Origin of the sequence: Solibacillus sp., assembly GCF_040273735.1 — a bacterium.
Lineage (GTDB): Bacteria > Bacillota > Bacilli > Bacillales_A > Planococcaceae > Solibacillus.
Genome location: NZ_JBELZM010000007.1, coordinates 53,847 through 80,573, shown reverse-complemented (window position 1 = coordinate 80,573; position 26,727 = coordinate 53,847). Strand labels below are relative to the sequence as shown.

The 26,727-nt window shown below is 39.8% G+C and carries 29 protein-coding genes and 1 other annotated feature; of the genes, 27 read left to right on the top strand and 2 right to left on the bottom strand.

Going from position 1 to position 26,727, the window contains the following annotated elements:
* The first annotated feature begins 96 nt into the window (after positions 1-96).
* The 5 genes from adh (at position 97) to ABS917_RS08990 (ending at position 5,103) form a co-directional block, all read left to right on the top strand.
* Positions 97-1,623, top strand: a complete 1,527-nt coding sequence (gene adh, locus ABS917_RS09010; RefSeq protein WP_350478660.1) for an aldehyde dehydrogenase — start codon at positions 97-99, stop codon at positions 1,621-1,623.
* Between the two features lie 17 nt (positions 1,624-1,640).
* Positions 1,641-1,997 carry a DUF779 domain-containing protein gene (locus ABS917_RS09005; RefSeq protein ID WP_350478659.1) on the top strand — a complete coding sequence of 119 codons (357 nt, stop codon included), beginning with the start codon at positions 1,641-1,643 and terminating at the stop codon, positions 1,995-1,997.
* A 116-nt stretch (positions 1,998-2,113) separates the two neighbouring features.
* Positions 2,114-3,088, top strand: a complete 975-nt coding sequence (locus ABS917_RS09000) for a DUF4003 family protein (RefSeq protein WP_350478658.1) — start codon at positions 2,114-2,116, stop codon at positions 3,086-3,088.
* A 31-nt stretch (positions 3,089-3,119) separates the two neighbouring features.
* A complete protein-coding gene (locus ABS917_RS08995; protein WP_350478657.1) occupies positions 3,120-4,550 on the top strand; it encodes an aldehyde dehydrogenase family protein in 1,431 nt (476 codons plus the stop codon).
* 64 nt (positions 4,551-4,614) lie between these two features.
* The gene (locus ABS917_RS08990) at positions 4,615-5,103 is read left to right on the top strand and encodes an acyl-CoA thioesterase (protein ID WP_008407032.1); all 489 of its coding nucleotides are present in this window, start codon (positions 4,615-4,617) and stop codon (positions 5,101-5,103) included.
* A 56-nt stretch (positions 5,104-5,159) separates the two neighbouring features.
* On the opposite strand, the gene ABS917_RS08985 is transcribed toward ABS917_RS08990, so the two are convergent.
* Positions 5,160-6,473: a protoglobin domain-containing protein gene (locus ABS917_RS08985; RefSeq protein ID WP_350478655.1), complete on the bottom strand. Its 1,314-nt coding sequence runs from the start codon at positions 6,471-6,473 to the stop codon at positions 5,160-5,162.
* A 143-nt stretch (positions 6,474-6,616) separates the two neighbouring features.
* On the opposite strand from ABS917_RS08985, the gene ABS917_RS08980 reads away from it, so the two are divergent.
* From ABS917_RS08980 to radA, 9 genes are all read left to right on the top strand, one after another.
* Positions 6,617-6,847, top strand: coding sequence for an acyltransferase (locus ABS917_RS08980; RefSeq protein ID WP_251690922.1), 231 nt, complete (start codon positions 6,617-6,619; stop codon positions 6,845-6,847).
* A 121-nt stretch (positions 6,848-6,968) separates the two neighbouring features.
* A complete protein-coding gene (locus tag ABS917_RS08975; RefSeq protein WP_079523518.1) occupies positions 6,969-7,274 on the top strand; it encodes a DUF4870 domain-containing protein in 306 nt (101 codons plus the stop codon).
* 202 nt (positions 7,275-7,476) lie between these two features.
* Positions 7,477-7,941 carry a CtsR family transcriptional regulator gene (locus tag ABS917_RS08970; protein ID WP_251690919.1) on the top strand — a complete coding sequence of 155 codons (465 nt, stop codon included), beginning with the start codon at positions 7,477-7,479 and terminating at the stop codon, positions 7,939-7,941.
* A gap of 12 nt (positions 7,942-7,953) precedes the next feature.
* Entirely contained in the window at positions 7,954-8,496 is a 543-nt protein-coding gene (locus ABS917_RS08965) for a UvrB/UvrC motif-containing protein (RefSeq protein ID WP_350478654.1), read from the top strand.
* Entirely contained in the window at positions 8,493-9,590 is a 1,098-nt protein-coding gene (gene mcsB / locus ABS917_RS08960; RefSeq protein ID WP_350478653.1) for a protein-arginine kinase McsB, read from the top strand. The genes ABS917_RS08965 and mcsB overlap by 4 nt, the downstream gene beginning before the upstream one ends.
* Entirely contained in the window at positions 9,587-12,031 is a 2,445-nt protein-coding gene (locus ABS917_RS08955; RefSeq protein WP_079523514.1) for an ATP-dependent Clp protease ATP-binding subunit, read from the top strand. The genes mcsB and ABS917_RS08955 overlap by 4 nt, the downstream gene beginning before the upstream one ends.
* A 126-nt stretch (positions 12,032-12,157) precedes the next feature.
* Positions 12,158-13,792 carry a leucine-rich repeat domain-containing protein gene (locus tag ABS917_RS08950; protein WP_350478652.1) on the top strand — a complete coding sequence of 545 codons (1,635 nt, stop codon included), beginning with the start codon at positions 12,158-12,160 and terminating at the stop codon, positions 13,790-13,792.
* Positions 13,749-14,030: an S-layer homology domain-containing protein gene (locus ABS917_RS08945; RefSeq protein ID WP_350478733.1), complete on the top strand. Its 282-nt coding sequence runs from the start codon at positions 13,749-13,751 to the stop codon at positions 14,028-14,030. The genes ABS917_RS08950 and ABS917_RS08945 overlap by 44 nt, the downstream gene beginning before the upstream one ends.
* A 108-nt stretch (positions 14,031-14,138) precedes the next feature.
* On the top strand, positions 14,139-15,512 hold the full coding sequence (gene radA / locus ABS917_RS08940) for a DNA repair protein RadA (RefSeq protein ID WP_350478651.1): 1,374 nt from the start codon (positions 14,139-14,141) through the stop codon (positions 15,510-15,512).
* A 69-nt stretch (positions 15,513-15,581) separates the two neighbouring features.
* Here the strand turns inward: radA and ABS917_RS08935 are convergent, their stop codons facing one another.
* Complete coding sequence (locus ABS917_RS08935) at positions 15,582-16,229, bottom strand: acetate uptake transporter (RefSeq protein WP_350478650.1); 648 nt, start codon at positions 16,227-16,229, stop codon at positions 15,582-15,584.
* A 285-nt stretch (positions 16,230-16,514) separates the two neighbouring features.
* Between ABS917_RS08935 and ABS917_RS08930 the strand changes: the two genes are divergently transcribed.
* The 13 genes from ABS917_RS08930 (at position 16,515) to rplK (ending at position 26,650) form a co-directional block, all read left to right on the top strand.
* Positions 16,515-17,588 (top strand): PIN/TRAM domain-containing protein, encoded by a 1,074-nt coding sequence (locus tag ABS917_RS08930; protein WP_350478649.1) that lies wholly within the window; start codon positions 16,515-16,517, stop codon positions 17,586-17,588.
* 13 nt (positions 17,589-17,601) lie between these two features.
* Positions 17,602-18,282 (top strand): 2-C-methyl-D-erythritol 4-phosphate cytidylyltransferase, encoded by a 681-nt coding sequence (gene ispD, locus ABS917_RS08925; protein ID WP_350478648.1) that lies wholly within the window; start codon positions 17,602-17,604, stop codon positions 18,280-18,282.
* A 121-nt stretch (positions 18,283-18,403) separates the two neighbouring features.
* Positions 18,404-18,880 (top strand): 2-C-methyl-D-erythritol 2,4-cyclodiphosphate synthase, encoded by a 477-nt coding sequence (ispF, locus tag ABS917_RS08920; RefSeq protein ID WP_350478647.1) that lies wholly within the window; start codon positions 18,404-18,406, stop codon positions 18,878-18,880.
* Between the two features lie 205 nt (positions 18,881-19,085).
* A complete protein-coding gene (gltX, locus tag ABS917_RS08915) occupies positions 19,086-20,546 on the top strand; it encodes a glutamate--tRNA ligase (protein WP_350478646.1) in 1,461 nt (486 codons plus the stop codon).
* 100 nt (positions 20,547-20,646) lie between these two features.
* Positions 20,647-20,868 (top strand) — a binding site (T-box leader).
* Between the two features lie 86 nt (positions 20,869-20,954).
* Entirely contained in the window at positions 20,955-22,358 is a 1,404-nt protein-coding gene (gene cysS, locus ABS917_RS08910; RefSeq protein WP_350478645.1) for a cysteine--tRNA ligase, read from the top strand.
* A complete protein-coding gene (locus ABS917_RS08905; protein WP_014822403.1) occupies positions 22,359-22,772 on the top strand; it encodes a Mini-ribonuclease 3 in 414 nt (137 codons plus the stop codon).
* A 2-nt stretch (positions 22,773-22,774) separates the two neighbouring features.
* Positions 22,775-23,638 carry a 23S rRNA (guanosine(2251)-2'-O)-methyltransferase RlmB gene (rlmB, locus tag ABS917_RS08900; protein ID WP_350478644.1) on the top strand — a complete coding sequence of 288 codons (864 nt, stop codon included), beginning with the start codon at positions 22,775-22,777 and terminating at the stop codon, positions 23,636-23,638.
* 4 nt (positions 23,639-23,642) lie between these two features.
* Positions 23,643-24,155, top strand: coding sequence for an NYN domain-containing protein (locus ABS917_RS08895; protein ID WP_008407006.1), 513 nt, complete (start codon positions 23,643-23,645; stop codon positions 24,153-24,155).
* Positions 24,156-24,249: 94 nt separating this feature from the next.
* A complete protein-coding gene (gene sigH / locus ABS917_RS08890; RefSeq protein ID WP_350478732.1) occupies positions 24,250-24,873 on the top strand; it encodes an RNA polymerase sporulation sigma factor SigH in 624 nt (207 codons plus the stop codon).
* Positions 24,874-24,950: 77 nt separating this feature from the next.
* A complete protein-coding gene (gene rpmG, locus ABS917_RS08885) occupies positions 24,951-25,097 on the top strand; it encodes a 50S ribosomal protein L33 (protein ID WP_251690894.1) in 147 nt (48 codons plus the stop codon).
* 41 nt (positions 25,098-25,138) lie between these two features.
* Complete coding sequence (gene secE, locus ABS917_RS08880) at positions 25,139-25,324, top strand: preprotein translocase subunit SecE (protein WP_008407002.1); 186 nt, start codon at positions 25,139-25,141, stop codon at positions 25,322-25,324.
* A 180-nt stretch (positions 25,325-25,504) separates the two neighbouring features.
* Entirely contained in the window at positions 25,505-26,044 is a 540-nt protein-coding gene (gene nusG / locus ABS917_RS08875) for a transcription termination/antitermination protein NusG (RefSeq protein ID WP_079523503.1), read from the top strand.
* 180 nt (positions 26,045-26,224) lie between these two features.
* The gene (rplK, locus tag ABS917_RS08870; RefSeq protein ID WP_008406998.1) at positions 26,225-26,650 is read left to right on the top strand and encodes a 50S ribosomal protein L11; all 426 of its coding nucleotides are present in this window, start codon (positions 26,225-26,227) and stop codon (positions 26,648-26,650) included.
* The last annotated feature ends 77 nt before the right edge of the window (positions 26,651-26,727 follow it).

Sequence of the window (26,727 nt, the reverse complement as noted above, 5' to 3'; positions counted from 1 at the left end):
TCTCACAGAAAAGTGAGCTTTACAGCATGAATTTCAGCACTGCCTTTTTATGAGAATGTATGGTCACCATAATTTGTGCAAAGGGGAGAGATTTCAATGGCAGCAGTGTATCAAAATCCAAACACGGATGGCGCATTAGTAAATTTCAAGGAGCGTTACGACAACTTTATCGGTGGTAAATGGACACCGCCAGTAAAAGGGGAGTACTTCGACAATATTACCCCTGTAACTGGTAAAGAATTTACCCAAGTGGCACGCTCTACGGAAGAAGATATCGAGCTTGCTTTAGATGCAGCACATGCAGCAAAGGATGCCTGGGGTAAGACATCAGCAACTGAGCGCTCGAATATTTTACTTAAAATTGCAGATCGTATGGAACAAAATTTAGAAATGCTGGCCGTTGCAGAAACATGGGATAACGGTAAGGCAGTACGTGAAACATTGAATGCAGATTTACCTTTGGGCATTGATCACTTCCGCTACTTTGCGGGTGCTTTACGCGCACAGGAAGGGTCTCTTAGTCAGATTGATGAAAACACAGTGGCATATCACTTCCATGAGCCAATTGGGGTAGTTGGACAAATTATTCCATGGAACTTCCCGTTATTGATGGCTGTCTGGAAATTGGCACCTGCTTTAGCTGCAGGAAACTGTGTCGTATTAAAGCCGGCTGAGCAAACACCGGTATCCATTTTAGTGCTTGTTGAGCTGATTGAAGATTTACTTCCGCCAGGTGTGCTGAATGTTGTAAATGGCTTCGGTTTAGAAGCAGGAAAACCGTTAGCTTCGAATCCGCGCATTGGTAAAATAGCATTTACCGGTGAGACGACGACAGGTCGCCTTATTATGCAATATGCATCACAAAATCTAATTCCTGTTACTCTTGAATTGGGCGGTAAATCACCGAACATTTTCTTTGAAGATATTATGGATGCAGACGATGCATTTTTGGATAAAGCGGTGGAAGGCTTTGTATTATTCGCTTTAAACCAAGGTGAAGTATGTACATGTCCTTCTCGTGCACTTATTCAGGAATCGATTTACGAGAAATTTATGGAGCGCGTATTAAAGCGCGTAGAAGCAATTAAAACAGGAAACCCTTTAGATACAGATACAATGATGGGTGCTCAAGCATCATCAGAACAAATGGAGAAAATCCAATCTTATTTACAAATCGGTAAAGAAGAAGGTGCGGAGTGCTTAATCGGCGGCGAGAAAAACGATTTAGGCGGCGATTTTGCAGACGGCTATTATATTAAACCGACTGTATTTAAAGGTCATAATAAAATGCGTATTTTCCAAGAGGAAATTTTCGGCCCGGTTGTTGCTGTAACAACATTTAAAACGAAAGAAGAAGCTTTGGAAATCGCAAATGATACGTTATATGGACTGGGTTCAGGCGTCTGGACACGTGATATGAATACCGCTTACCGTTTTGGCCGAGGTATTCAGGCAGGACGTGTATGGACGAACTGCTACCATGCATATCCGGCACATGCGGCGTTTGGCGGCTACAAAATGAGTGGTGTTGGACGCGAAAATCATAAAATGATGTTAAGCCACTATCAACAAACGAAAAACCTTTTAGTAAGCTATGATGAAAACCGCTTAGGCTTCTTCTAAGAGAGGGGGTGCAAAATTTGGTTGAACGCGTTATAGCAACCGATACAGCACTGCAATTGATCGAGAAGTTGAAAGAACGCCACGGGCCGGTTATGTTCCATCAATCCGGAGGCTGCTGTGATGGTTCGTCCCCAATGTGTTATCCGGATGGCGATTTAATTATCGGCAACCAGGATATATTGCTTGGTTATATTGGCGGAAGTCCATTTTATATGCACAAAAACCAATATGATTATTGGAAGCATACACAGATTATTATCGATGTCGTCGATGGACGTGGTGGTATGTTTTCTTTAGAAGGCGTCGAAGGAAAGCGCTTTTTATCAAGATCACGGGCTTTCACAAAAGAAGAGCTTGATGAGCTTAAAGTATAGCGTTGTAAAAGGGAATGCTGGTCCGAAAACCAGCGTTCTCTTTTTGTTGTGGAAAAAAGCAAAATTTTTTCACTTTAAAAATTTAGGCGTATAATCATAAGGAGGAGTGTGAACTGATGGATCAAACAGCCTTTATACAATTACTTAAAAACAATAATGAGCGGATGGAGCTATTTTTCGGAGCGGGTGTTCAAAGCAATGCCCGGATACCGTTAGCGGTACAATTTACATTTTCACGTGAAACATTTAATGGTCCTTTATTTGAGGGAAATGTAAAAGATATACATAGTCAAAAGTCAAAGCAATCATTCGTCGAGTTTTTCTCTACGCCATCAAATAAATCGGTTTTAACGTATAAAATGTTAACCCATTTCTTATTGCATCCGCAGCCTGAACAGGAGCTTTATCGAGTAAGTTTAAATGAAAAGGCGTTGTTGAATGCAGGGTTTAAAAGCAGCGGGTATCAACGTATTGCAGCTCTTTTTTTAATAGACGAAGCACATGCGAAAAAAGCGAAAATCTTACATGACGAAATGAAGAAGTATCATTTCTTCCTGACGGGCAAAGATGATATCCCATATGCAGTTTTGCTGACAAAAAAGCAAAATAATCCGGTTAAGCTCGCCGGAACAATGCGGAAATACTATGATGCATTACACGGTAATGGATTTAAAAAAGGGGATGCCCTGCAGGCAATGACACAGCTATTGCCATTGTATGATGGAGAGTTTCAGCCTGTATTGGTTGATTATGTAGTTGCGATGAAGCAGTCATTTATTAATAGGGGCGTGAAAGTAAAGAAAAGGTTTTATCCATATTTAGCTTTGCTTGCTTTAGCAGGAGCTGAAACGGAAGTTGTCGATGAAATTGTAGAAATGGAACAGAGACTCGTCAAACTTCCGATGTTTGTGGATATGCAAGCGTATGCTTTAATGACCGCTGCCCAGTATGTGCTGAAAAGTTTGATGGAAAACAATATGTTATCGGATTTCAACGATAGTTTATTATTTATGCAGGCTCTTGCAATGAGCGATTATATAGGCGATATCCCATTTTTATTAGCATTCGATATTCTCGATATATTTTTTTAATTTGGGTAAACAATAGTAAGGAGTGAATTAAATGAAACAGACAAAATTATGGATTAATGGCCAATGGGAAAGTACGAATGAAACGACTGAGTTAACAGCACCTTATACGGGAGAAGTACTTGCAAATGTAGCAAAAGCAACGGCAGCGGACGTAGAGCGTGCAGTTGAAGGTGCACATCAAACATTCCAGTCATTCAAAAAAACGACTGCGTATGAACGGGCCGAAATTTTATACAAAGTCGTAACGATCATGAGGGAACGTAGACAAGAACTTGCAAAAATATTGGCGGATGAAGCGGCAAAACCGATTTCAGCAGGTATTGCCGAAATAGACCGTACGATTGCGACCTACCAGTTTGCTGCAGAAGCGGCAAAACAAAGTACAGGTGAAACGATCCCGATGGATGCAGCACCAGGCGTAAAAGACAGAATCGGTTATACGAAGCGAGTTCCATTGGGCGTAGTTTCTGCGATTACACCGTTTAATTTTCCATTTAATCTCGTAGCCCATAAATTAGGCCCAGCCTTTGCAGTAGGAAATACAGTTGTATTAAAGCCTGCATCCCAAACCCCGTTAAGTGCACTTGCAATGGCTGAAATCTTCAAAGAAGCAGGTTTACCGGATGGCGCTTTGCAAATTGTAACAGGCAGCGGCGGGGAGTTGAGCGAAACACTTGTAACACATCCACTTGTAAAAAAAGTGACATTTACAGGAAGTGGCGCGGTTGGCCTAAAAATTAAAGAAAAAATCGGCTTGCGAAAAATTACATTAGAGCTTGGTTCAAATGCGGCACTCATTGTTGAACCTTCAACACCGCTTGAAAAAATAATGAAGCGTGGTGTAGGCGGTGCATTTGGATTTGCAGGACAAGTATGTATTTCATTGCAACGTATTTATGTTCATACTTCAGTTTATGAAACATTTACAAAATTATTTGTTGAAGAAACAAAGAAACTAGTTGTCGGAGATCCGCATGATGAAAAAACGGATGTGAGTGCAATGATTCATCCTGATGAAGTTAGCCGTATAAAAAAATGGATTGAAGAGGCGAAACAGCAAGGTGCAACGGTTGCAGCAGGAGCTGAATTTACAGAGCGCACATGCTCTCCAACGGTCATGACGAATGTGAAGCCTGATATGAGAATTGTTTGTGAGGAGACTTTTGCGCCGATTGTATCCATTGTGCCGTATGAAACACTGGACGAGGCAATTGCCCTTGTAAATAAATCGGAGCTTGCGTTAAATGCGGGTATTTACACAAATGTATTAACAGATGCTATGAAAGCCGCTGAAGAGATTGAAGCAGGGGCGGTCATCATTAACGATATTCCAACATTCCGTGTAGATAATATGCCGTATGGGGGCGTCAAAATGAGCGGCTACGGTAAAGAAGGCATTAAGTATGCAGTGGAAGAAATGACCGATTTAAAATTTATTACAATGAAGTTGAATTATGAATAGTTTGCACTAGCACTTCCATCTTCTGAATAGTAACATGGAGTGTAGTTTAGAAAGGAGGAAGATTATGAAAAATACTCTGCCGATGAGCTTTTCAAAATCTATCCAAACACGATTAGTACTACCTCCTGATACAAATCATCATCAATCGATATTCGGAGGAAAAGTGTTAGCATATATTGATGAAATTGCGGCGATTGCTGCTATGAAACATTGCCAAGGCGAAGTCGTTACTGCTTCTTTTGACTCAGTAGATTTCGTATCCTCTGCCTATGCAGGTGATATGATTGAGTTGGAAGCTGTTGTATCTGGAACAGGTCGTACTTCGATGGAAGTATATGTACGGGTTGTATCAAGAAATATTAAAACAGGTGCAAAGAAATTAACGACAGAATCATTCGTAACGATGGTCGCGATTGACGAAAACGGCAAGCCGAAAGAAGTGCCGGGTGTTGAGCCGGAGACGGACTTCGAACGCCATTTATTTGAAACAGGCCCGATTCGTCAGGAGCATCGAAAGCAAAAGCGAGCATTATCAAAAAAACGCCGTGCATAAAAAAGGGATATCAAATGCAAAATGCCATTTGATATCCCTTTAGTATTTAAGGAAAATTAATCATGCAGTTCCTGAACAATGTGGAGCAATGAATCTGATGATGTTAACACATTATTTGATGTATGTGTTAAACCGGTAATAACAGATGAAATGGCATGAATGTCTTCATTGGTGTTTTCATATTGTGTTTTAATGCCATGAACGGCTTCAGTAATCGATGTAAAGGAATCCGCCAAGTTTTTTTGCGTATCGACGCTCATTTTTACTTGCTCATCAACACTTGAAACAGAGTCAGACATTTGTGAAATACTAAGTTCGGTTTCTTTAATTAAATGAGAGACGTTTTGTACCGCATTTTTAGTTTCCTCAGCAAGCTTTCGAACTTCATCAGCTACTACGGCAAATCCTTTCCCGTGTTCACCTGCACGTGCTGCTTCAATAGATGCATTTAATGCAAGCAAGTTTGTCTGATCGGCAATTCCTGTTACTAACCCTACAATTTCAGCAATTTTTTTAGAAGATTGACGCAGTTTAACCATTGATGATTCAAGTGTGTCCACACGATCTAAAATGTTTGTCATGATTGCTGTCTGGTTAACTAAATATGTAGTCCCAGTCGTTGATTTATTTTCTGTTTCCGCTACTAAATTCAATCCCTGTGTTGTGTTGGAAGCAATTTCTTCGGATTGACTCGCAATCTCCTGTAATGAGGCATTTGTCTGATCACTAATATGCGTTAATTCTTGTGCAGTATGTTGAATTCGCTCTACAATTCGGTATTTCATTTCCAAACTTTCAGTACGAATGCGCTGCTCTTCTTTTTCATATGCTTCAATCACAAGCTGCTGCTCGAAGTTGATTAGTTTTGAAAAAGCATTAATTGCTTTAGCCATTTCTTCATTCGACATTTCAACTTTACTGATAAAGTCGATAAACGTTGTCATCAGCGATTGAAATGATGCAATATACCACTTTGATTGCAGTCCGATTTTGACATGGACATGCGCAATCGTTTGTCGTTCCTCTATATAATTTGAATCGATATTACAATTGAACATCGCTTCTAAATGCTTTGTTAATGTACCTTTAAGACGCTCCATTCGAGCTGAACTTCCTATAATATCTACGAGTTCAGGACTTAAGCTGATTGCACTGTAAAACTTCTCCACCATAACTGGAACAACTTGCTGTGCAAAAGGTTCTAGCTGTTTAATCACGGCTAAATCCTCTTTCGTTAATTTTAGCAATTGTAGCTGTTTATGTAAGTTAGGATAGTTTGAAACATCCAAATTTACTTGCTGTGCATAATCGTCAATATTAAAATAAGGCTTGTTTGAAACTTTTGTAGCTCTTGAAAACAGAATACCCATGTTCTTCCTCGTTTCATCTATTTATTAAATAATTCTATCTTACTGTTATATCGGATAATATCAGTAATATTTCTATATAGATTAAAAATTTACAGTAATTAGTATTTGAGGTAATATAACTATTAAAATGGATGCAGTAAATAGTGAAAGGCGTTGTAATGATGAAGTTCCATAAAGGGCGTTTGAAATTTGTTTTACCATTGTCGCTTGGGGTTGCGATTGCATCGTATATTATGCTCGTGAACAATTATGCAGAAGTAGGCGACCGTGACCGGATTTTAATAGTTATTGGAGCAACCATCTTAACCGCGGTTATTTCCTACTTTTTATTTCCTCAAGAAGGGGACAACCCGAAAGATAGAGGCCCATATTGATCAGATTTAGACTTCACAAGGAATCTCGAAATAAAAATTCGGGATTTTTTGTCCTCTCTATGAAACTTTTATGAATATTATCCGTAAATAAGCTAATAAACTAAAGTGAGGTTGATAACAAATGGAATCTAAATGGTCGAAAATCATCATTCATGCCAGTGCATTCTTTGCACCGTTCCTAGTACCGATTCTGTTTTTCTTGATAAGTTCTGAAGATGAAGTAAAGCGTACAGCAATCCAAGCATTGCTATTCCAGGTTGTATTCGGAATTTTAATAGCGATAGCAGGAGTTCTTTCTGTATTGTTAATTGGTTTACCATTCCTATTAGTATTTTTACTCATCTTCTGGATTGCACCGGTCATCGGTATTGTAAAAGCATTATCTGACCAGCACTGGAATTATCCAATTGTCGGACGCTGGGTATAATTTATCCTCAATTTGGCAAAGTTCATAAAAGCGGTAAGGTTTGTTTAAAAAACACCTTATCGCTTTTTTACATAAATAGGGATTTATTAATGTAAAAATAGGGAAACCTAAAACAAGAGTGATTAGTTGCATTTCAAAAAATAAATATTGTATATTTAAGTCAAAGATAGTCAAAGTCAGTTGATGAGAGGTGAGAGACAGCATGAGGAATATATCTGACATAATTGAAGGGTATTTGAAGGAAGTTATTGAATTAGAGGGACAGGGACTTATTGAAATAAAGCGAAATGAATTAGCAAAGCAATTTGCCTGTGCTCCTTCCCAAATCAATTACGTTATCAATACGCGTTTCACGACCGAGCATGGCTACTATGTAGAGAGTAAGCGGGGTGGTGGCGGTTATATTCGGATTTTGCGTGTGACAATCCACTCTAAGAAAAATTTACTGGACGAAATGGAAACACAAATAGGTAACGCCATTGCTCAGACTAATGCTGAACGTATTATTTTTAGGTTATTGGATGAGGACATTATTACAGAGCGAGAAGCAAGCATTATGAAAGCCGCTTTAGATCGGGTCACATTACAGGTAGCTTTACCGCTGCGTGATCAGCTAAGAGCACGTATTATGCATGCAATGCTACAAACGATTTCTTTTGAAAAGTAGAGGTGGATTATTATGATATGTGAGCATTGTAAACAGCGTCATGCAAATGTTACCGTTACTCAAGTTCACAATGGTCAAAAAGTCGAGCGTCACTACTGTGAAGTATGTGCCACTCAATTTCATCCATTTCAATTTGACGTAAATGAAGAGCCTGCATCTCTTCAGCAGCTTATTTCAAATTGGTTCAATTTTGTACCTGTGAATGCAAAGAAAGAAAGTACGACAACTAATACAAACAGCCCAAAATCCTGTCCTTCCTGTGGGTTTACGTACCGACAGTTTTTAAAGCAAGGCAAATTTGGATGCGGTCAATGTTACGAAACATTTAGTGAGCAATTACCACAGCTACTTGAACGCCTTCAGGCAGGTACTCAGCATGTTGGGTATGTGGAAGAAGGACCTTCAAAAGAAAAAGTAGAACAACAGATTCAAGAGCTCCGTTCATCACTGCAGCAAGCCATTGAGGAAGAGCGTTTTGAAGATGCAGCTTCCATACGTGATGAAGTAAGGGAATTGGAAAGTAAAATAAAACAGGAAGGTGAGGGGAACGCATGAACATCGAGCATTTTTTAACGAATGCCAGTCCCAGCTGGATGCAACACGAAAGCGATTCCGATATCGTCATAAGCACGCGCATTCGGCTTGCTCGTAATATTGCCAATACTCGATTTCCGATAAGTTTTACAGAACAGGAAGCACAAATAATCGAAGAAAAAATGATGAAGTCATTATTATCTTCGGATAACAACCCATATCAGTTTTCCTATTTCCAAATAAAAGATATGCCGGTTTTACAACGCCAAATTTTAGTGGAGAAGCATTTAATCAGCCCAAATTTGGCAAGAAGAAAAAAAATTGGATCATTTTTTTTAACAAAAGATGAATCCATTAGCATATTAGTAAATGAAGAGGATCATATTCGCATACAGAGTCTTATGCAAGGGATGAATTTAAAAGAAGCATTTGATAAGGCTCGTAATATTGACCGCTACTTAAGTAAGTCAATCGCTTATGCATATGAAGACCGCTATGGTTATTTGACAAGTTGCCCAACAAATGTCGGAACAGGACTTCGAGCTTCTGTCATGCTCCATTTACCAGCACTTACAATGATGAAACAGATGAATCCATTAATTCAGATGATGACACGATTAGGAATGGTTGTGCGGGGTATATATGGGGAAGGCAGTGAAAATTTAGGGAATATTTATCAAATATCAAACCAGATCACATTAGGTAAATCAGAAGAAATGATTTTGCAGGAGCTTCAGGATGTTGTAGAGCAAGTGATCAAAAAAGAAGAACTTGCCCGCAAAAATTTGCTAATGCGTGCCCCTTCGATGTTGGAAGATCGCTTAAGCCGTTCACTTGGTACATTGAAGTACGCAAAAATTTTAACAAGTGAAGAAGCTGCTAGCTGTTTATCAAATGTGCGTCTTGGGGTAAGTTTAGGATTATTAGAAGCAATTTCACAGCGTAAACTAAATGAGTGCATGCTTATTATGCAACCTGGACTCATTCAGCAATATATTGGTACTACGTTACAACCGGCAGAGCGCGACATGTATCGTGCGAAGCTGTTGCAAGAAAAGTTAAACGAGCAAGATGAAGCTACAAACAATGGGGAAAAAGGAGAGGATTTTCTATGATGTTTAATCGATTCACACAACGTGCTCAGAAGGTATTACAACTTGCTCAAGAAGAGGCAATTCGTCTTAAGCATAAAGAAATCGGAACTGAACATATTTTACTTGGCTTAATTCGTGAAGGTGGCGGAATTGCCGCTAAAGCTTTAGAAGCAATTAATATTAGCCCTCAAATGATTGAAACTGGCATCGAGGAACTCGTTGGAAAAGGTACTGAAGATGTAGGCCCAATCGTACATTACACACCACGTGCTAAAAAGGTAATCGAACTTTCATTGGATGAATCACGTAAATTAGGGCATGCATATGTCGGAACAGAGCATATTTTATTAGCTTTAATTCGTGAAGGTGAAGGCGTTGCTGCCCGCGTATTGGCGAATACAGGTGTAAGCATCAATAAAGCACGCCAGCAAGTTTTACTGTTATTAGGCAATAATGATTCAAACAATAGCGGTAACTCCAGCATGACGCAAACAGTAAATACACCAACACTTGATAGTTTAGCCCGTGATTTAACAGCGGTAGCGCGTGAAGGTTCACTTGACCCGGTTATCGGCCGCTCAAAAGAAATTACACGTGTTGTAGAAGTACTGTCACGCCGTACAAAAAACAACCCTGTACTAATCGGGGAACCAGGTGTCGGTAAAACGGCTATTGCAGAAGGCTTGGCACAGCAAATTATCAATAATGAAGTACCGGAAACACTGCGCGATAAACGTGTTATGACGCTTGATATGGGTACAGTTGTTGCAGGTACGAAATATCGTGGGGAATTTGAAGACCGTCTGAAAAAAGTGATGGATGAAATTCGCCAGGCTGGCAATATTATTTTATTCATCGATGAGCTTCATACATTGATCGGTGCAGGTGGCGCGGAAGGTGCAATTGATGCCTCGAATATTTTGAAACCATCATTGGCACGTGGCGAACTGCAATGTATCGGTGCCACAACATTGGATGAGTACCGCAAATATATCGAAAAAGACGCGGCATTAGAGCGTCGTTTCCAACCGATTCAAGTTGATGAGCCATCTGTTGAAGAAACAATCCAAATTATTAATGGTTTACGTGACCGCTATGAAGCACATCACCGTGTGAAAATTTCGGATGAAGCGGTAGAAGCAGCTGCAAAATTATCTGATCGCTACATTTCAGATCGTTTCTTACCGGATAAGGCAATTGACTTGATTGATGAAGCTGGTTCGAAAGTGCGCTTACGCTCTTATACTGTTCCACCTAATTTAAAAGAGTTGGAAGATAAATTGGAAGGCATCAAGTCTGAAAAGAATGCCGCTGTTTCAGGACAGGAATTTGAAAAAGCAGCTGCTTTGCGCGATACAGAGCAGAAGCTGAAACAAGAGCTTGAACAACTGAAAAAAGAGTGGAAAGAAAAACAAGGCAAAGAAGAGTCTACAGTATATGTAGACGACATCGCGCAAGTGGTAGCGATGTGGACGGGAATTCCTGTTTCTAAAATCGCCCAGGCAGAATCTGCGAAGTTATTAAACCTTGAAGAAGAATTACACAAACGCGTAGTTGGTCAAGGTGAAGCAGTAGAGGCAATTTCCCGTGCAATCCGCCGTGCACGTGCAGGCTTAAAAGACCCGAAACGTCCAATCGGTTCATTTATCTTCCTTGGTCCTACAGGTGTAGGTAAAACGGAACTGGCACGAGCACTTGCTGAAGTAATGTTCGGTGATGAAGATGCAATGATCCGTGTAGATATGTCAGAGTACATGGAGAAACATTCGACTTCTCGTTTAGTCGGTTCACCTCCAGGCTATGTAGGATTTGACGATGGTGGTCAATTAACAGAAAAAGTCCGCCGCAAGCCATATTCGGTTGTACTGTTGGATGAAATCGAAAAAGCGCATCCGGATGTATTCAACATCCTATTACAAGTGTTGGAAGACGGCCGCTTAACCGACTCAAAAGGCCGTGTTGTTGATTTCCGCAATACAGTAGTCATTATGACATCGAATGTTGGGGCAGATGCTCTGAAATACCGCAAACATGTAGGATTCGGTGCCGGTGTAAATGCATCGAAAGACAAAGACATGAAGAACACAATGCTGGAAGAACTGAAAAAGGCATTCCGTCCAGAGTTCTTAAACCGTATTGATGAAATGATTGTGTTCCATTCATTAGAAAAGGATCACTTAAAAGAAATCGTATCATTAATGGCGAACTCTTTAACGAATCGTCTGAAAGAACAGGATATCGAACTGCAGCTTACAGATGCAGCACTTGAAAAGATTTCTGAAGAAGGCTATGATCCACAATATGGTGCGCGTCCATTACGCCGTGCATTACAAAAACATGTGGAAGACCGCTTATCCGAAGAGCTTTTAAAAGGTACATTGGATAAGACACAAACAGTCGTACTTGACTATGCAGATGATGAGTTTGTCGTACGTACACAAGAAAAAGTAGCAACGAATTAAAAAACAGACGAGGTAGGATATTTCCTGCTTCGTCTTTTTTTAATTCTTTTGGAAAATGAAACTTTATTTAAAAAAATCCGTCAGTACAGGAATTCAAATTTTTCTAAATAAGGAAGGGTGGTTGAAATGAAAAAAATAGTAGGATTATTCTTAGCGGTTGCGTTGATTACCAGTTTCGTTGTACCAATAAGCATTGAGGCTATTATTACAGATCAGTTGAGGTATGAAGTTGTTGCAAATAAGGAAATACATATTTTAGGATGTAAAAGCGACTGTCCTGAAATATTGAATATTCCAGAGACAATCGAAGGGCTGCCTGTAACAGAAATTGCGGATGAGGCATTTTATATTCAGCGTACAGATTATGCAGATACAGACATAAAACCAACTTATATAAAGCAGGTCAAGTTACCGAAAAGTTTAAAGCGAATTGGTCAGCGGGCGTTTTACTGGCAGGATTTACAACAAGTGATTTTACCTGAAGGATTAAAGGAAATTGGACATCATGCATTTAGTGAAAATGAACAATTAGCAAATACAACATTGACTATTCCCAAATCCGTTGAAAAAATTGAGCTTCGTATCGGTCAATTTAAAAAAGTTGTATTTCCGCCTCAGTTTTCAGATCAAATAGCAAAAACATCAGGAGATTTTTATTATGAAGTATTCAAAAATAACGGAAAATTTGAAGTACGTATTACAGACTACAAACGTCAAACATCGAAGACAACGTTAACCGTTCCTGCTAAAATTGATGGTTTACCTGTAACTGAAATAGGCTTTGCGGCATTTACAGAGGAGAACCGGTTCAATACGACGGGTATGGTTTCTCCAGTCCGTACAGTCATATTACCGGACTCCATAAGAAAAATTGATGACTATGCGTTTTATACTTTTACCGGCAGGGAGAACGGTATCGAATTAAAGTTACCTTCGTCTCTTCAAAGCATCGGGAAATATGCATTTTTTTATAACAGTATAAAAGGAACATTAACTTTACCGGATTCATTGAAGACAATTGGTGAAGGGGCATTTATGTTAAATAGAATCTCTACTGTATCCATCCCGGAAAGCTTAACAAAAATTTCGGAAAAAGCTTTTTTTGAAAATGAAATAAAGGCATTAATGATTCCAAAATCAGTAACAGCAATTGAACCATATGCGTTTGCTAACAATCAGCTGTATGAATTGACGATTCCTTCAACGGTTAAAGAGCTGGGGGAGTATACCTTTAATAAAAATCGACTGAATACCGTGCATATTAAAGGTGATATTAAAGTGATTCCAAGCTATGCCTTTTCGGAAAATCGTATTAGTGAATTATCCTTACCGAAACGCTTGCAAACAATTGAAGATAACGCTTTTTCATTAAACCTTCTTGAAAATTTAGTTCTGGAAGATACAGTGACAAAAGTTGGAGCTCGTGCTTTTTACGGTAACAAGATAGGCGGTATTACACTGTTTGCGAATAATGCACATATTGAGGAAAATGCCTTTTCGTTTAACGAACTGAATATGATTGATGTAAGAGGAGAGAATGTATTTTTAGGCCGGCAATCGCATCCGGAACAATCGGAATTGATTGCATATGCTGATTATGAATTGAGAAAGCCCTTTACAAACTGGGGAAATGTCAATAAACAGCCGTTTAAAATTTACTTCACTAAAAACGGAGAAAAACCGACCGAACCAACACCAGAACAACCAGAAGTACAAACTGCAGCGTGCGAATGTAATTCACGGATCAGATGGCTATTTTAATCCGGAAGGTACTTTAACACGTGGTCAATTTGCAAAAATTTTAAGTTTAACTATGGGAATAGAAGCAAAGGGTTCTGCTACATTCCAGGATGTTAAATCAGATTATTGGGCAGCGGGTTATATTAGTGCGTTGGCTGATTGTAACATCGTTGGTGGGGATCGAGGCAATTACAAGCCTAACGCTCCTGTCACTCGTGCACAATTTGTAGCAATGCTGAAACGGGCTTTACACCAATAATTTTTCGTGCGAAACGCTAACCGAAAAAGAAGTTTGCGGCAGATTAGTGGGTATTCGAATTTGTTTCGTGTACAATTATAGGAACAAACATTCGAAGGAGCTAGCAAAATGGCAAAAAAGAAATCTAAATTTATGTGCAGCAGCTGTGGCTATGAAGCGGCAAAATGGATGGGGCGCTGTCCTGGCTGTGGTCAATGGAATACGATGAATGAAGAAGTCGAAGTCATCACAAAAGGACCGCGTGGTGCGTTCCAGCATTCTACAACAGCTACAAAGGCAACACCTATTATTCATGTGGAGGTACAGGAAGAAACACGTATCGCTACAGAAATGAATGAGTTCAACCGTGTACTTGGAGGCGGTATTGTACCAGGTTCACTTGTATTGATAGGCGGTGATCCGGGTATCGGGAAATCGACTTTATTACTTCAAGTATCGGCGCTTCTTTCCAATCAGGGAAAACGTGTTTTATATATTTCCGGTGAAGAATCTGTTCGTCAGACGAAGCTTCGTGCCGAACGTTTAGGTGTACATACGCCGGAGCTTTATATTTACTCGGAAACGAATCTGGAATTTTTAAATCAAACTATTGATGAAGTACAACCGAAATTTGTCATTGTCGATTCGATTCAAACGGTACACCATCCGGAAGTAACAAGCGCACCAGGCAGTGTGTCGCAAGTACGTGAATGTACAGCGGAACTGATGCGTATTGCAAAAACAAAAAATATTGCTATTTTCCTTGTTGGTCACGTTACAAAAGAAGGTCAGATTGCCGGACCGCGTATTTTAGAACATATGGTAGACACGGTGCTTTACTTTGAAGGGGAACGCCATCATAATCACCGGATTTTACGCAGTCAGAAAAACCGTTTTGGTTCTACAAATGAAATTGCGATTTTTGAAATGCTCCATGGAGGATTAAAGGAAGTATTGAACCCGTCTGAGTTATTTTTACAGGAGCGTTCGCAAGGTGCCCCCGGTTCAACGATTGTTGCATCTATGGAAGGGACACGCCCGATTTTGGTAGAAATCCAATCTCTTGTTACCCCAACGAGTTTCAATTATCCGAAACGAATGGCAACAGGGGTGGATCAAAACCGTGTCCAGCTTTTAATGGCGGTATTGGAAAAACGCATGGGCATGATGCTTCAGGCACAGGATGCGTATATTAAAGTTGCGGGTGGCGTGAAGCTGGATGAGCCAGCGATTGATTTAGCTGTATTAACAAGTATTGTTTCCAGCTTTAAAGATCAGACAGTACGTCCGACAGACTGCTTTATCGGGGAAGTCGGGTTAACTGGAGAAGTACGCCGCGTTTCGAGAATTGAACAACGTGTTCAGGAAGCGGCAAAGCTAGGATTTAAACGCGCTTTTATTCCAGCTTCTAATATTGGTGGCTGGGAGTTCCCGCCGGACATTCAAGTCGTCGGTGTCGAAACAATCAGTGATGCACTGCGGGAATCTTTTCAAAATTTATAGTGAACGGATTCATAATAATTCGCACAAGAAAGAGGCATGGGAAGTTGAAAATTTCCATGCCTCTTTAAATTATGCCTTTACCGTTTTTTCCTTCTTTAAAAATGCTTCTCTTGTGAAAATACCAAAAGGCTTTCCAATCGGCAGGAAATTAAAGCCGAAATGCTTGTTCAATACATTAGCACCCGCACCGTAAAGTGATAAAAGTGCAATGATTAACTCAGAGTAGGCTGCAAGTAAATGCATGCCGTGCTCCATAATTCCAAATGAGCTTAATGTCAGGCCGATAAATAAGAAGTCGATCATTACGAAGATTGCGAATAGAACTTTATTTGTTTCAGCTGCACCAATCGTCATAAATAGGGTAAAGATTAAATAACCTAAATACACAACACCGAGCTGAGTTGTATCAGCAGATGCCTGTAATGTTGCACCAAATACACCGGCTTGAACGAACCAGCTCATACCGACACCCATCCAGAACAAACCATAAGCGCCGAATGCCGTCGTACCAAATGTATTATTATGCCTTGAATCTAATACAGATGCATAAAATTGTGCAATACCTCCTAAAAATATTGCCCAAGGAATAACCAAACCTAAGCCTTCTGTCCAGCCTAACTTTTGGGTGGAAGCAACAAATGTTACGATTGCCAAACCGAACAAACCGATAGCAGACGGGTCAGCAGCAGAAATTTTTACTTCTTTTGCAGTATTCAAAATGTATTCTCCTCTTCTAAGTTGAAATTTACTATTATATTAAAATAATATATGCATTAATTTGATTAAACTACTGGTAGTGGGAATTTAGAATGAAGTACGTCATTTTTGAATTAATATCGCGTAAATTCAACTAAAAAAAATAGGGAATAATCTTAAAAAATGGGTAAAATCCTAATATTGGAATATGATTGCAGTTTATTGATTATTTGCCCTTGCTTTTGGTACCTGGGCTTCGCATGAATGAAATTTTAGATGTATAATTATTAACTGGAGGTGAAACAAATGTTGAAGAAAATAATTCAAGTAGCATTTTTATTTATCGGTGGAGCATTAGGCCTCATTTTCTTACCGCCCTTATATGCATTCATGAACTTATCATCCAATCCTTGGCTTAATAATCCATACTTCAGTGTTGCGATAGGTGCTGCTTTATTATTCGTTTTATCGTTTGCGTTGTCTGATTACTTTGTAAAATTAATTACTTGGTTAGAGGAAGTACTATTCAAATTGCCTGCAGCGGATTTACTGTTTGGTACACTCGGTTTAATCGTAGGACTATGTGTAGCAACATTGGTCGGTGTCGCAATCAATCAAATGAACATTCCCGTAATTACTGCTGTTGTTCCTGCTATTTTATCTATTGTTCTGGGCTATCTCGGCTTCCGGTTAGGTTTTAGTAAACGGGATGAGCTATTGCAGATATTTTCCGGGAAATCCACGAAAAAGCGTCAAAGTGACGGTTCTGTCAAGGAAGGTCAGGAACAGTACAAATTACTTGATACGAGTGTCATCATTGATGGGCGTATTGCCGATATTTCAGCAACAGGCTTTGTGGAAGGGGTTTTAGTCGTGCCTCAGTTTGTATTAACAGAACTCCAGCATATTGCGGATTCATCCGATACATTGAAGCGTACGCGTGGTCGCAGAGGTCTCGATATTTTAAAACGTCTTCAGGACGAACGTGCTTCGAAGGTACTTATTACGGAAGTGGATTTTGAAGATGTGTCTGAAGTGGACTTGAAGCTGGTTCGCTTAGCAAAAAACATGAGTGCTCAAATATTGACGAATGATTTCAACTTAAATAAAGTTTGTGAACTGCACCGTGTGCAAGTATTGAATATTAATGATTTGGCAAACGCGGTGAAACCGGTCGTTATTCCGGGTGAAGATATGCAAGTCGTTGTCATTAAAGACGGGAAAGAACACAATCAAGGTGTTGCCTATTTAGATGACGGAACAATGATTGTAGTAGAAGGCGGCCGAAGCTATATTGGCCAGGCGATTACAGTTACGGTGACGAGCGTACTTCAAACATCCGCTGGGCGAATGATTTTTGCCAAGCCAAAAGAGGATTAGGAAGTGAAGCATTTTGCGTTATGAAGTTGTTTTACCGGCAGCAGGAAGTGGAAAGCGCATGGGCGCCGGTCAAAATAAATTATTTTTAAACTTGGCGGATAAACCAATTCTAGTTCATACACTTCTTGTTTTTGAACAAGATGAAAACTGTACGGGTATTTGGCTTGCCGTAAAAGATGAGGAACGTCCATTTATCCAGTCGCTCATGGAAGAATATAATATTACAAAAGTAAAAGGTATGCCTACAGGTGGTGAAGAACGCCAATACTCAGTGCATTCATGCATAAAAGAAATGAATGCAGTGGATGTTGTCCTTGTTCATGATGCTGCAAGACCTTTTATTACGATTCCAAAGATAGCCGAACTTGCAAAAGTCGCTTATGAAAAAGGGGCAGCGATTGCAGGGGTTCGTGCAAAGGATACGATGAAGGTCGTTCATAACGGCCTAATAAAAGAAACTGTTGACCGCGAGTCGTTATGGATGGTTCAAACACCGCAAGCATTCCGTTACGATTTACTGGCAGAAGCTGAAGACGTAGCGGAAAAGGTCGGTTTTTTAGGAACGGATGAAGCGATGCTTGTGGAACGTTTAGGTCATGATATTCATATCGTGGAATGCAGTTATGAAAATGTAAAAATGACAACGCAGGAAGATCTGATTTTTGGGGAAGCTATTATAAAACAACGAAAATAGAAGATACCTTGAAAAGGAAATAGATTTGCGAGGCTTTTTCCGGATAAGTTGATTATACTAATGATAATGAGATTAGCAGAAAGAAGGTGAAGGCTAGTTTACTTTGTAGGCTAGCAACGATATGTTTCGAATTGGACAAGGATTTGACGTTCACGAATTTGCAGAAGGACGTCCATTAATTTTAGGTGGTATTACAATTCCACATGAGCGCGGCTTAGTAGGTCATTCAGATGCCGATGTACTTTTACATACAGTAACAGACGCGGCATTAGGTGCAATTGGTGAAGGGGATATAGGCCGTCACTTCCCTGATACAGATCCGGAGTGGAAAGATGCAGATTCAGCTAAGTTACTTGAATACATTTGGAAGATGGTTGAAGAGCGCGGATATAAATTAGGCAATGTGGATTGTACGATAATGGCACAGCGTCCGAAAATGGCACCATATATCTCACAAATGCAAAACCGTATCGCACAATTAATGAATGCGGAGCCTTCACAAGTAAATGTAAAAGCGACAACAACAGAGAAGTTAGGTTTTGTTGGCCGTGAAGAAGGAATTGCAGCAATGGCAACGATTCTATTAGTTAAAGCATAAAGTGGGATAAAATTGAGGGCGTGTGTCAAAAATCGGCACACGCTACTTTAATTTAATAACTTACAGTGGTAGAATGGTTAAAGTTTAAAAGACATCTATTGTGCCGATATTGGACAATAGATGTCCATTCATATACATATAAAAGTAAATTTTTATATGCTAAAAAGGTCGAGCGTTTTGACGCTAAAATTAGGAGGCAATATTTATGACGAAAACAGTTCGCGTTCGTTATGCACCATCGCCAACAGGATTTTTACATATCGGTGGCGCACGTACAGCTTTATTCAATTATTTATATGCAAAACATCATAACGGTACTTTTGTAGTACGTATTGAAGATACAGATATTGAGCGTAATGTAGAGGGCGGGGAAGCGTCTCAACTTGATAACTTACGCTGGTTAGGCATTACGCCGGATGAATCGATTGATATCGGCGGCCCATATGCACCTTACCGTCAAATGGAGCGTCTTGATATTTATAAAGAGCATGCAGAAAAAATGCTGGAAAACGGACAAGCTTATAAATGTTTCTGTACTTCAGAAGAGCTTGAAGCATCACGCGAAAAACAAAAAGCACAAGGTGTTGCTGCACCTGCATATGACGGAAAATGCCGTCATTTAACAGCCGAGGAAGTTGCTGAAAAAGAAGCTGCTGGTATCCCGCACACAATTCGTATGCGTGTTCCTGAAAATGTTACGTATCAGTTCACTGACTTAGTTCGCGGTGAAGTATCTTTCGAATCAAAAGATATCGGCGACTGGGTACTTGTAAAAGCAAACGGTATCCCAACCTACAATTATGCTGTAGTGCTGGATGATCACTTCATGGAAATTACACATGTATTCCGTGGAGAAGAGCATTTATCGAACACACCAAAACAAATGATGATCTTTGACGCATTCGGATGGGAATATCCGCAATATGGTCATATGACATTAATCGTAAATGAAGAGCGCAAAAAATTATCAAAACGTGATGAGTCGATCATCCAGTTCGTTACACAATACAAGGACCTAGGCTACTTACCGGAAGCGATGTTTAACTTCTTTGCATTACTTGGCTGGTCACCTGAGGGAGAGGAAGAAATCTTCTCACATGACGAATTTGTAAAGCTGTTTGATGAAAAGCGCTTGTCAAAATCACCATCAATGTTCGATAAAACAAAGCTAACATGGATGAACAACCAATATATTAAAAAAATGTCTCATGAAGAGGTAGTTGCTTTAGCATTGCCACACTTGCAAAAAGCAGGCTTACTTCCAGAAGAGCTATCGGAAGAGCAACAAGTATGGGCGTCTGATTTAATCGCTCTTTACCATGAGCAAATGAGCTTCGGTGCAGAAATCGTAGAATTATCGAGCCTATTTTTCACAGAAGAAATTGCATATGATGAAGAAGCAAACGAAGTGTTAGCTGGTGAAACTGTGCCGGCTGTTATGGCTTCATTTAAAACTCAATTAGAAGCTTTAGAATCTTTTGATGCCGCTTCAATTAAAGCAGCTATTAAAGCTGTACAAAAAGAAACGGGCGTAAAAGGTAAGAATCTGTTTATGCCAATCCGTGTTGTGACAACTGGTCAAACACATGGTCCGGAATTGCCGAATGCCATTGCTTTGATCGGCAAGGAAAAAACAATTGCTCGTGTTGAAAAGTTTGCAGAGTAATCCATTTTTAATATTTGGAACTAACTACCGAATTCTTTGAATGAATAAAATGATTGATTTTTCAGAAAATATATGTAAAATGAATGTAAATTCCATAAGTGAGAGCACGTTGAGAAGGAGAAGTACGCTGCGCACCCCTTATTAGAGAGGATCACCACCGGCTGAAAGTGATCCAGGTTAAGGCAATGCTGAAATGCACCTTTGAGTATTTAACTGAACTTGAAGTAGGTTAAATCGATTTGTCCACGTTACAGGACTTCAAGCGGAAAAAGTACTGATACTTTTTCAATCAGAGTGGAACCGCGCATCTAGCGTCTCTGTCACCTTCTTGAGGTGATGGAGGCGTTTTTTATTTGACAAATTAACCCAATAGATATTTAAAGAGTACAATGAAAAAGGAGAGGCAATATGACGATTCAAATTTTCAATTCGTTGACAAGACAAAAAGAACCATTTATTCCCCTGGAGGAAGGTAAAGTAAAAATGTACGTATGCGGACCAACTGTATACAATTACATCCATATTGGAAATTCCCGCCCGGTAATCGTCTATGATACAGTACGCCGCTATTTACAATATGCAGGTTATGAAGTGAAATTCGTTTCAAATTTTACCGATGTGGATGACAAAATTATTAAAGCCGCGAATGAGTTAGGCGAAGAAACTTCTGTATTAACAAATCGTTTTATTGCCGCTTATTTTGAAGATATTACGGCACTGGGATGCCAAAAGGCGGATGCTCATCCTCGTGTAACAGAGCATATGGATGATATTATCGCGTTTATTAAAGTGCTGATCGACAAAGGCTATGCATATGAATCCCAAGGTGATGTTTATTACCGTACACGTAAATTTAATGGCTACGGAAAGTTAAGTCACCAATCGATTGATGATTTAAAAGTGGGAGCACGTATTGAAGCTGGCGAGAAAAAAGAAGACCCGTTGGATTTCGCATTATGGAAAGCTGCAAAAGCAGGAGAAATTAAGTGGGCATCACCATGGGGAGAAGGACGTCCGGGGTGGCATATTGAATGTTCTGTAATGGCGCGTGAGCACTTAGGCGATACAATCGATATTCACGCAGGAGGACAGGATTTAACATTCCCTCACCACGAAAACGAAATTGCCCAATCCGAAGCGCATAATGATAAAACATTTGCGCGTTATTGGATGCATAACGGCTATATTAATATTGATAATGAGAAAATGTCGAAATCACTGGGTAACTTTATATTAGTGAATGATATCCGCAAGCAAATCGACCCGCAAGTGTTGCGTTTCTTTATGCTGTCTGTTCATTACCGTAACCCGATCAACTTTGCTCAGGATTTAGTGGAAGCAGCGAAAAGCGGTTTGGACCGTATTCGTACATCCTATACGAATGTCGAGCACCGTCTTACATCTTCGGCAAGTTTAGGGGATAACAGCGAGCAATGGCTTGAAAAAGTCGGTCAGATTAAAATTGAATTCGAAAATGCGATGAATGATGACTTTAATACAGCAAATGCGGTTTCAGCATTATTTGAACTTTCCCATATTGCCAATGTGTATTTAAACGAAGCGAATACAGATAAAGAAGTATTACAGGCAATTTTAACGATGTTTGATACAATTGGAAATGTACTAGGGATTAATATAAAAGTAGAAGCAGGCTTACTCGATGAAGAAATCGAGGCATTAATCGAAGAACGTAACCAAGCCCGTAAAAATCGCGATTTCGCTCGTTCAGATGAAATCCGTGACCAACTGCTGGGCATGGATATTGTTCTTGAGGATACTCGTCAAGGTACACGCTGGAAACGAGGACAGTAAATGCAAAATTTAACACCACATGATGTCATACAGCTAAATGCACTGGCGCTCGCTTATATGGGCGACGCCGTGCTTGAACAAAGAATTCGGGAACATTTAATATTGTCGGGCCGTGCAAAGCCCAACACATTGCATAAAGAAGCGACGAAATACGTTTCGGCCAAGTCCCAGTCCAATATTGTGCATCGAATGATTGAAGAGAATTATTTGACAGAAGAAGAGCAAGCTGTTTTCCGTAGAGGACGCAATGCCAAATCAGGATCTGTTCCGAAAAATACAGATGTCCGCACATATCGTAATAGCTCTGGATTTGAAGCAGTTTTAGGCTTCCTATTCCTTAGTAAAGAACATCATCGCGCAAATGAAATAATCGATTACGCAATCGAAATTGTTGAACAGGCAAAAGGAGTGTAACTATGGCAGAGAAAAGACAGCAAAATCGTAAAGCAAGAGATTTTAAAGGACGCGATAAAAAAGCAGATACTTTTAAAACTCATGAGAAAAAGCAACAAGAAAAACCGCAATCTGCCCAGGAAGAATTATCAGGAGAAATGATTGCAGGAAAAAACCCGGTACTTGAGGCACTTCGCGCAGGCCGGGAAATCAATAAGTTATGGATTGCCGAAGGCGTTAAGAAAACAGGTGTACAGGAGTTAATGGACTTAGCGAAAGAGCAAGGTGTCCTCGTGCAGTTTGTACCAAAGCAAAAAGTCGACAAGCTTGCAGAAAATCATCAGGGTATTGTGGCATCCGTTGCGGCATATGACTATGCAGAATTGGATGATCTATTTAACGCAGCGAAGGCAAAGAACGAAGACCCGTTCTTTTTAATACTGGACGAGCTGGAAGATCCGCATAACTTAGGATCGATTATGCGTACAGCAGATGCGATCGGTGCACATGGTATCATTATTCCAAAGCGTCGCGCTGTTGGTTTGACGGCAGTTGTTGCTAAAGCTTCTACAGGTGCTATCGAGCATGTACCTGTTGTGCGTGTAACCAATTTAGCCCAAACGGTTGATGAGCTAAAAGACCGCGGTGTATGGATTGCCGGGACAGATGCAAAAGGTTCGGCAGATTATCGTAAAATGGATGCAACATTACCGCTTGCATTAATTATTGGTAGTGAAGGTAAGGGAATGAGCCGTCTTTTAAAAGATAAATGTGACTTCTTATATCACTTGCCAATGGTCGGTCATGTAACATCATTGAATGCTTCCGTAGCAGCGGCATTACTTATGTATGAAGTGTACCGCAAACGACACGAAGCTAACGGATGAGGTCATGCAGAACATATTGCTAGTAGACGGCTATAACATGATCGGTGCATGGAGTGAGCTTCGTCCGTTACGCGAACCTCACTTTGAAGATGCACGTGATCGGTTAATTGAACGAATGGCGGAGTATAAAGCGCATACAGGCTGGCGTGTTATCGTTGTATTTGACGCCCATCTTGTCCCAGGCACTGAGCAACTGTATATTCAGCATGCTGTGGAAGTGCTTTATACACGTAAAAACGAAACAGCGGACGAGCGCATTGAAAAATTATCGAACGAATTAAAGGGACGGAAAATCCAAATACACGTCGCAACATCCGATATGACTGAACAAAACGTTGTATTTGGACATGGTGCTCTAAGAAAATCGGCACGCGAGCTTGAAATTGAAATGCAAATTATTCAGTCTAAAATTTCATCCAAAGTAAAAGAATCAACCGACGAAAAACCGGCCTCAAGAATTAAGCTATCAAAAGAAGTGGAACTACAGTTTGAAAAATGGAGAAGAGGGCTCAAGTAATAGATTGCCCGCAATTTCCAATTAAGTTATACTATTCCTAATTATTCTAGCGTAACTGAGGTGATTTTCATTGCTTAAAAGTGAGAAGTTACAAATGGTACTGCGTTTTGAACATTTGACAGATGAAGAGCTTGTAGAACAAGTGCATCTAGGCAATACAGATGCGCTAGATTTTTTAATTTCAAAATACCGATTGTTTGTTAAGGCAAAAGCGCGGTCGTATTTTTTAATTGGTGCAGACAAAGAAGATATTATCCAAGAAGGAATGATTGGCTTATATAAGGCGATTCGGGATTTTAAAGAGGACAAGCTGGCGTCATTCCGTGCCTTTGCAGAACTTTGCATTACACGGCAAATTATTACGGCAATTAAAACGGCTACTAGACAAAAGCATATTCCGCTAAATTCATATGTTTCTTTAGATAAGCCAATTTACGATGAAGAATCAGAGCGTACGTTAATGGATATTATTACGAGTCCGATTTCGGACGATCCTGAGTATTTGATGATCAATCGTGAAGATTATCTTTATTTGGAAGAGAAGATGGGCGAAGTGTTAAGCGAACTCGAACAGCAAGTATTGGTTCGTTATTTGGAAGGACAATCCTATAATGAAATTTCTGAAGAATTGGACCGCCATGTAAAATCCATCGATAATGCATTACAGCGGGTGAAGCGCAAATTGGAGCGTCATATTGAATTAAAAGAAATGACTTAAACACCACGAGCCTTTATTGACAGTGGGAAATTTAGGTGTTAGTCTTTAAAGGACAAACTGCCGAAAAGGTGATAAACATGGCAAAGAAAGTCGTTTTAAGTTGTGAAAAATGCGGTTCAAGAAACTACAATGTCCCGAAAAAAGAAGGGTCAACCGAGCGTTTAGAACTGAAGAAATTTTGCTCTCATTGCAATGAGCATACAATGCATAAACAAACGTTATAAATGAAACATAGATTAATTCGTTGTTCGGAGGTTAGGCAAAGATGAGTAAAGTAACAAACTTTCTACAAGAAGTCGGCTCGGAAATGCGCAAAACAAGTTGGCCGAAAAGTAAAGAGTTAACGAAGTATACGGTAGTAGTTGTTTCAACGGTTATCGTGATGGCGTTATTCTTTACAGCAATAGATTTAGGAATCTCAGAATTATTCCGTTGGTTCTTGTCTCTGTAAGCAATATCATGTTAATATTTCGAAATAGCCCGTCCATGCCATATAACGGGTTTTTTCATTTGTTAAAAAATGCTGACGGCTTAATTTAAAGAAATAGATTATTGAAGTTTTGTGAACAGGGAAATATATACCCTAACACACTTAATGTAAAGGAGGGACGGACGATTTAGTCCTACCTATATGGAGAAAAATTGGTATGTAGTTCATACGTATTCTGGTTATGAGAACCGAGTAAAAGCAAATCTTGAAAAACGCGTGGAAACGATGGGGATGCAAGATAAAATTTTCCGTGTAATCGTAGCTGAGCATGAAGAAATCGATGTAAAAGAAGACGGTAAGAAAAAAGCAGTAATGCGTAAAATTTTCCCTGGTTACGTTTTAGTAGAATTGATTATGACAGATGATGCTTGGTATGTCGTTCGTAATACACCTGGTGTCACAGGGTTTATCGGTTCTTCAGGCGGCGGTGTAAAACCGACTCCATTATTACCGGAAGAAGCGGAACGTCTGCTTGCACAAATGGGTATGAATGAAACTTTACTAGGTGAAGTTGAAATTACTGTTGGTGAGGTTGTAGAAGTTCTTGAAGGGCCATTTGCACATTTCCAAGGCCGCGTAGAAGAAGTGGATGTCGACAAAGCAAAATTAAAAGTTCTTGTTGATATGTTCGGTCGCGAAACGGTAATGGAGCTAGACTTTAACCAAGTTCAAAAAATATAGAATTATTTACACTTGATTAAGTAATTTAAAAGTGTTATCATTTCAAAGGTCAGACTGTCCAAGTTTTGGGCGTGTGATTATAATTAGTTTTAATGTTATCGGCAAGTTAGCTGACGAACAGATATTTGAGTGGGAGGGGCAACCCAGTTACCACATCACGGACTTAAGGAGGTGTGTCTCGTGGCTAAAAAAGTTATTAAAGTTGTAAAACTTCAAATCCCTGCTGGTAAAGCAAACCCAGCGCCACCGGTTGGTCCTGCATTAGGTCAAGCAGGTGTAAACATTATGGGATTCTGTAAAGAATTTAACGCTCGTACTGCTGATCAAGCTGGTCTTATCATTCCAGTTGAAATTTCAGTATTTGAAGACCGTTCATTCACTTTTATTACGAAAACTCCACCAGCTGCAGTATTACTTAAAGTAGCTGCTGGTATCCAATCTGGATCTGGTGAACCAAATCGTAAAAAAGTCGCAACGGTTAAACGTGATAAAGTTCGCGAAATCGCTGAACAAAAAATGCCAGACCTTAACGCTGCTTCAGTTGAAGCTGCTATGTTAATGGTTGAAGGTACTGCGCGAAGCATGGGTATTACGATCGAAGACTAATCCCATCTTCAACACTTGATGATGTTTTTGTTTTTGGAAGGTTGCTGCACTCGGATACTTGTTTGATGAGTGCGCAA

Coding starts and splice junctions, on each gene's coding strand:
- ABS917_RS08965 (WP_350478654.1), top strand. CDS start 7,954: ATGATATGTGAGCATTGTAAACAGCGTCATGCAAATGTTACCGTTACT.
- ABS917_RS08990 (WP_008407032.1), top strand. CDS start 4,615: ATGAAAAATACTCTGCCGATGAGCTTTTCAAAATCTATCCAAACACGA.
- ABS917_RS08955 (WP_079523514.1), top strand. CDS start 9,587: ATGATGTTTAATCGATTCACACAACGTGCTCAGAAGGTATTACAACTT.
- ABS917_RS08950 (WP_350478652.1), top strand. CDS start 12,158: ATGAAAAAAATAGTAGGATTATTCTTAGCGGTTGCGTTGATTACCAGT.
- ABS917_RS08995 (WP_350478657.1), top strand. CDS start 3,120: ATGAAACAGACAAAATTATGGATTAATGGCCAATGGGAAAGTACGAAT.
- rpmG (WP_251690894.1), top strand. CDS start 24,951: ATGGCAAAGAAAGTCGTTTTAAGTTGTGAAAAATGCGGTTCAAGAAAC.
- mcsB (WP_350478653.1), top strand. CDS start 8,493: ATGAACATCGAGCATTTTTTAACGAATGCCAGTCCCAGCTGGATGCAA.
- ABS917_RS08895 (WP_008407006.1), top strand. CDS start 23,643: ATGCAGAACATATTGCTAGTAGACGGCTATAACATGATCGGTGCATGG.
- nusG (WP_079523503.1), top strand. CDS start 25,505: ATGGAGAAAAATTGGTATGTAGTTCATACGTATTCTGGTTATGAGAAC.
- adh (WP_350478660.1), top strand. CDS start 97: ATGGCAGCAGTGTATCAAAATCCAAACACGGATGGCGCATTAGTAAAT.
- sigH (WP_350478732.1), top strand. CDS start 24,250: ATGGTACTGCGTTTTGAACATTTGACAGATGAAGAGCTTGTAGAACAA.
- ABS917_RS09000 (WP_350478658.1), top strand. CDS start 2,114: ATGGATCAAACAGCCTTTATACAATTACTTAAAAACAATAATGAGCGG.
- ispF (WP_350478647.1), top strand. CDS start 18,404: ATGTTTCGAATTGGACAAGGATTTGACGTTCACGAATTTGCAGAAGGA.
- ABS917_RS08975 (WP_079523518.1), top strand. CDS start 6,969: ATGGAATCTAAATGGTCGAAAATCATCATTCATGCCAGTGCATTCTTT.
- radA (WP_350478651.1), top strand. CDS start 14,139: ATGGCAAAAAAGAAATCTAAATTTATGTGCAGCAGCTGTGGCTATGAA.
- secE (WP_008407002.1), top strand. CDS start 25,139: ATGAGTAAAGTAACAAACTTTCTACAAGAAGTCGGCTCGGAAATGCGC.
- gltX (WP_350478646.1), top strand. CDS start 19,086: ATGACGAAAACAGTTCGCGTTCGTTATGCACCATCGCCAACAGGATTT.
- rlmB (WP_350478644.1), top strand. CDS start 22,775: ATGGCAGAGAAAAGACAGCAAAATCGTAAAGCAAGAGATTTTAAAGGA.
- ABS917_RS08970 (WP_251690919.1), top strand. CDS start 7,477: ATGAGGAATATATCTGACATAATTGAAGGGTATTTGAAGGAAGTTATT.
- ABS917_RS08930 (WP_350478649.1), top strand. CDS start 16,515: ATGTTGAAGAAAATAATTCAAGTAGCATTTTTATTTATCGGTGGAGCA.
- ABS917_RS08905 (WP_014822403.1), top strand. CDS start 22,359: ATGCAAAATTTAACACCACATGATGTCATACAGCTAAATGCACTGGCG.
- ABS917_RS08985 (WP_350478655.1), bottom strand. CDS start 6,473: ATGGGTATTCTGTTTTCAAGAGCTACAAAAGTTTCAAACAAGCCTTAT.
- cysS (WP_350478645.1), top strand. CDS start 20,955: ATGACGATTCAAATTTTCAATTCGTTGACAAGACAAAAAGAACCATTT.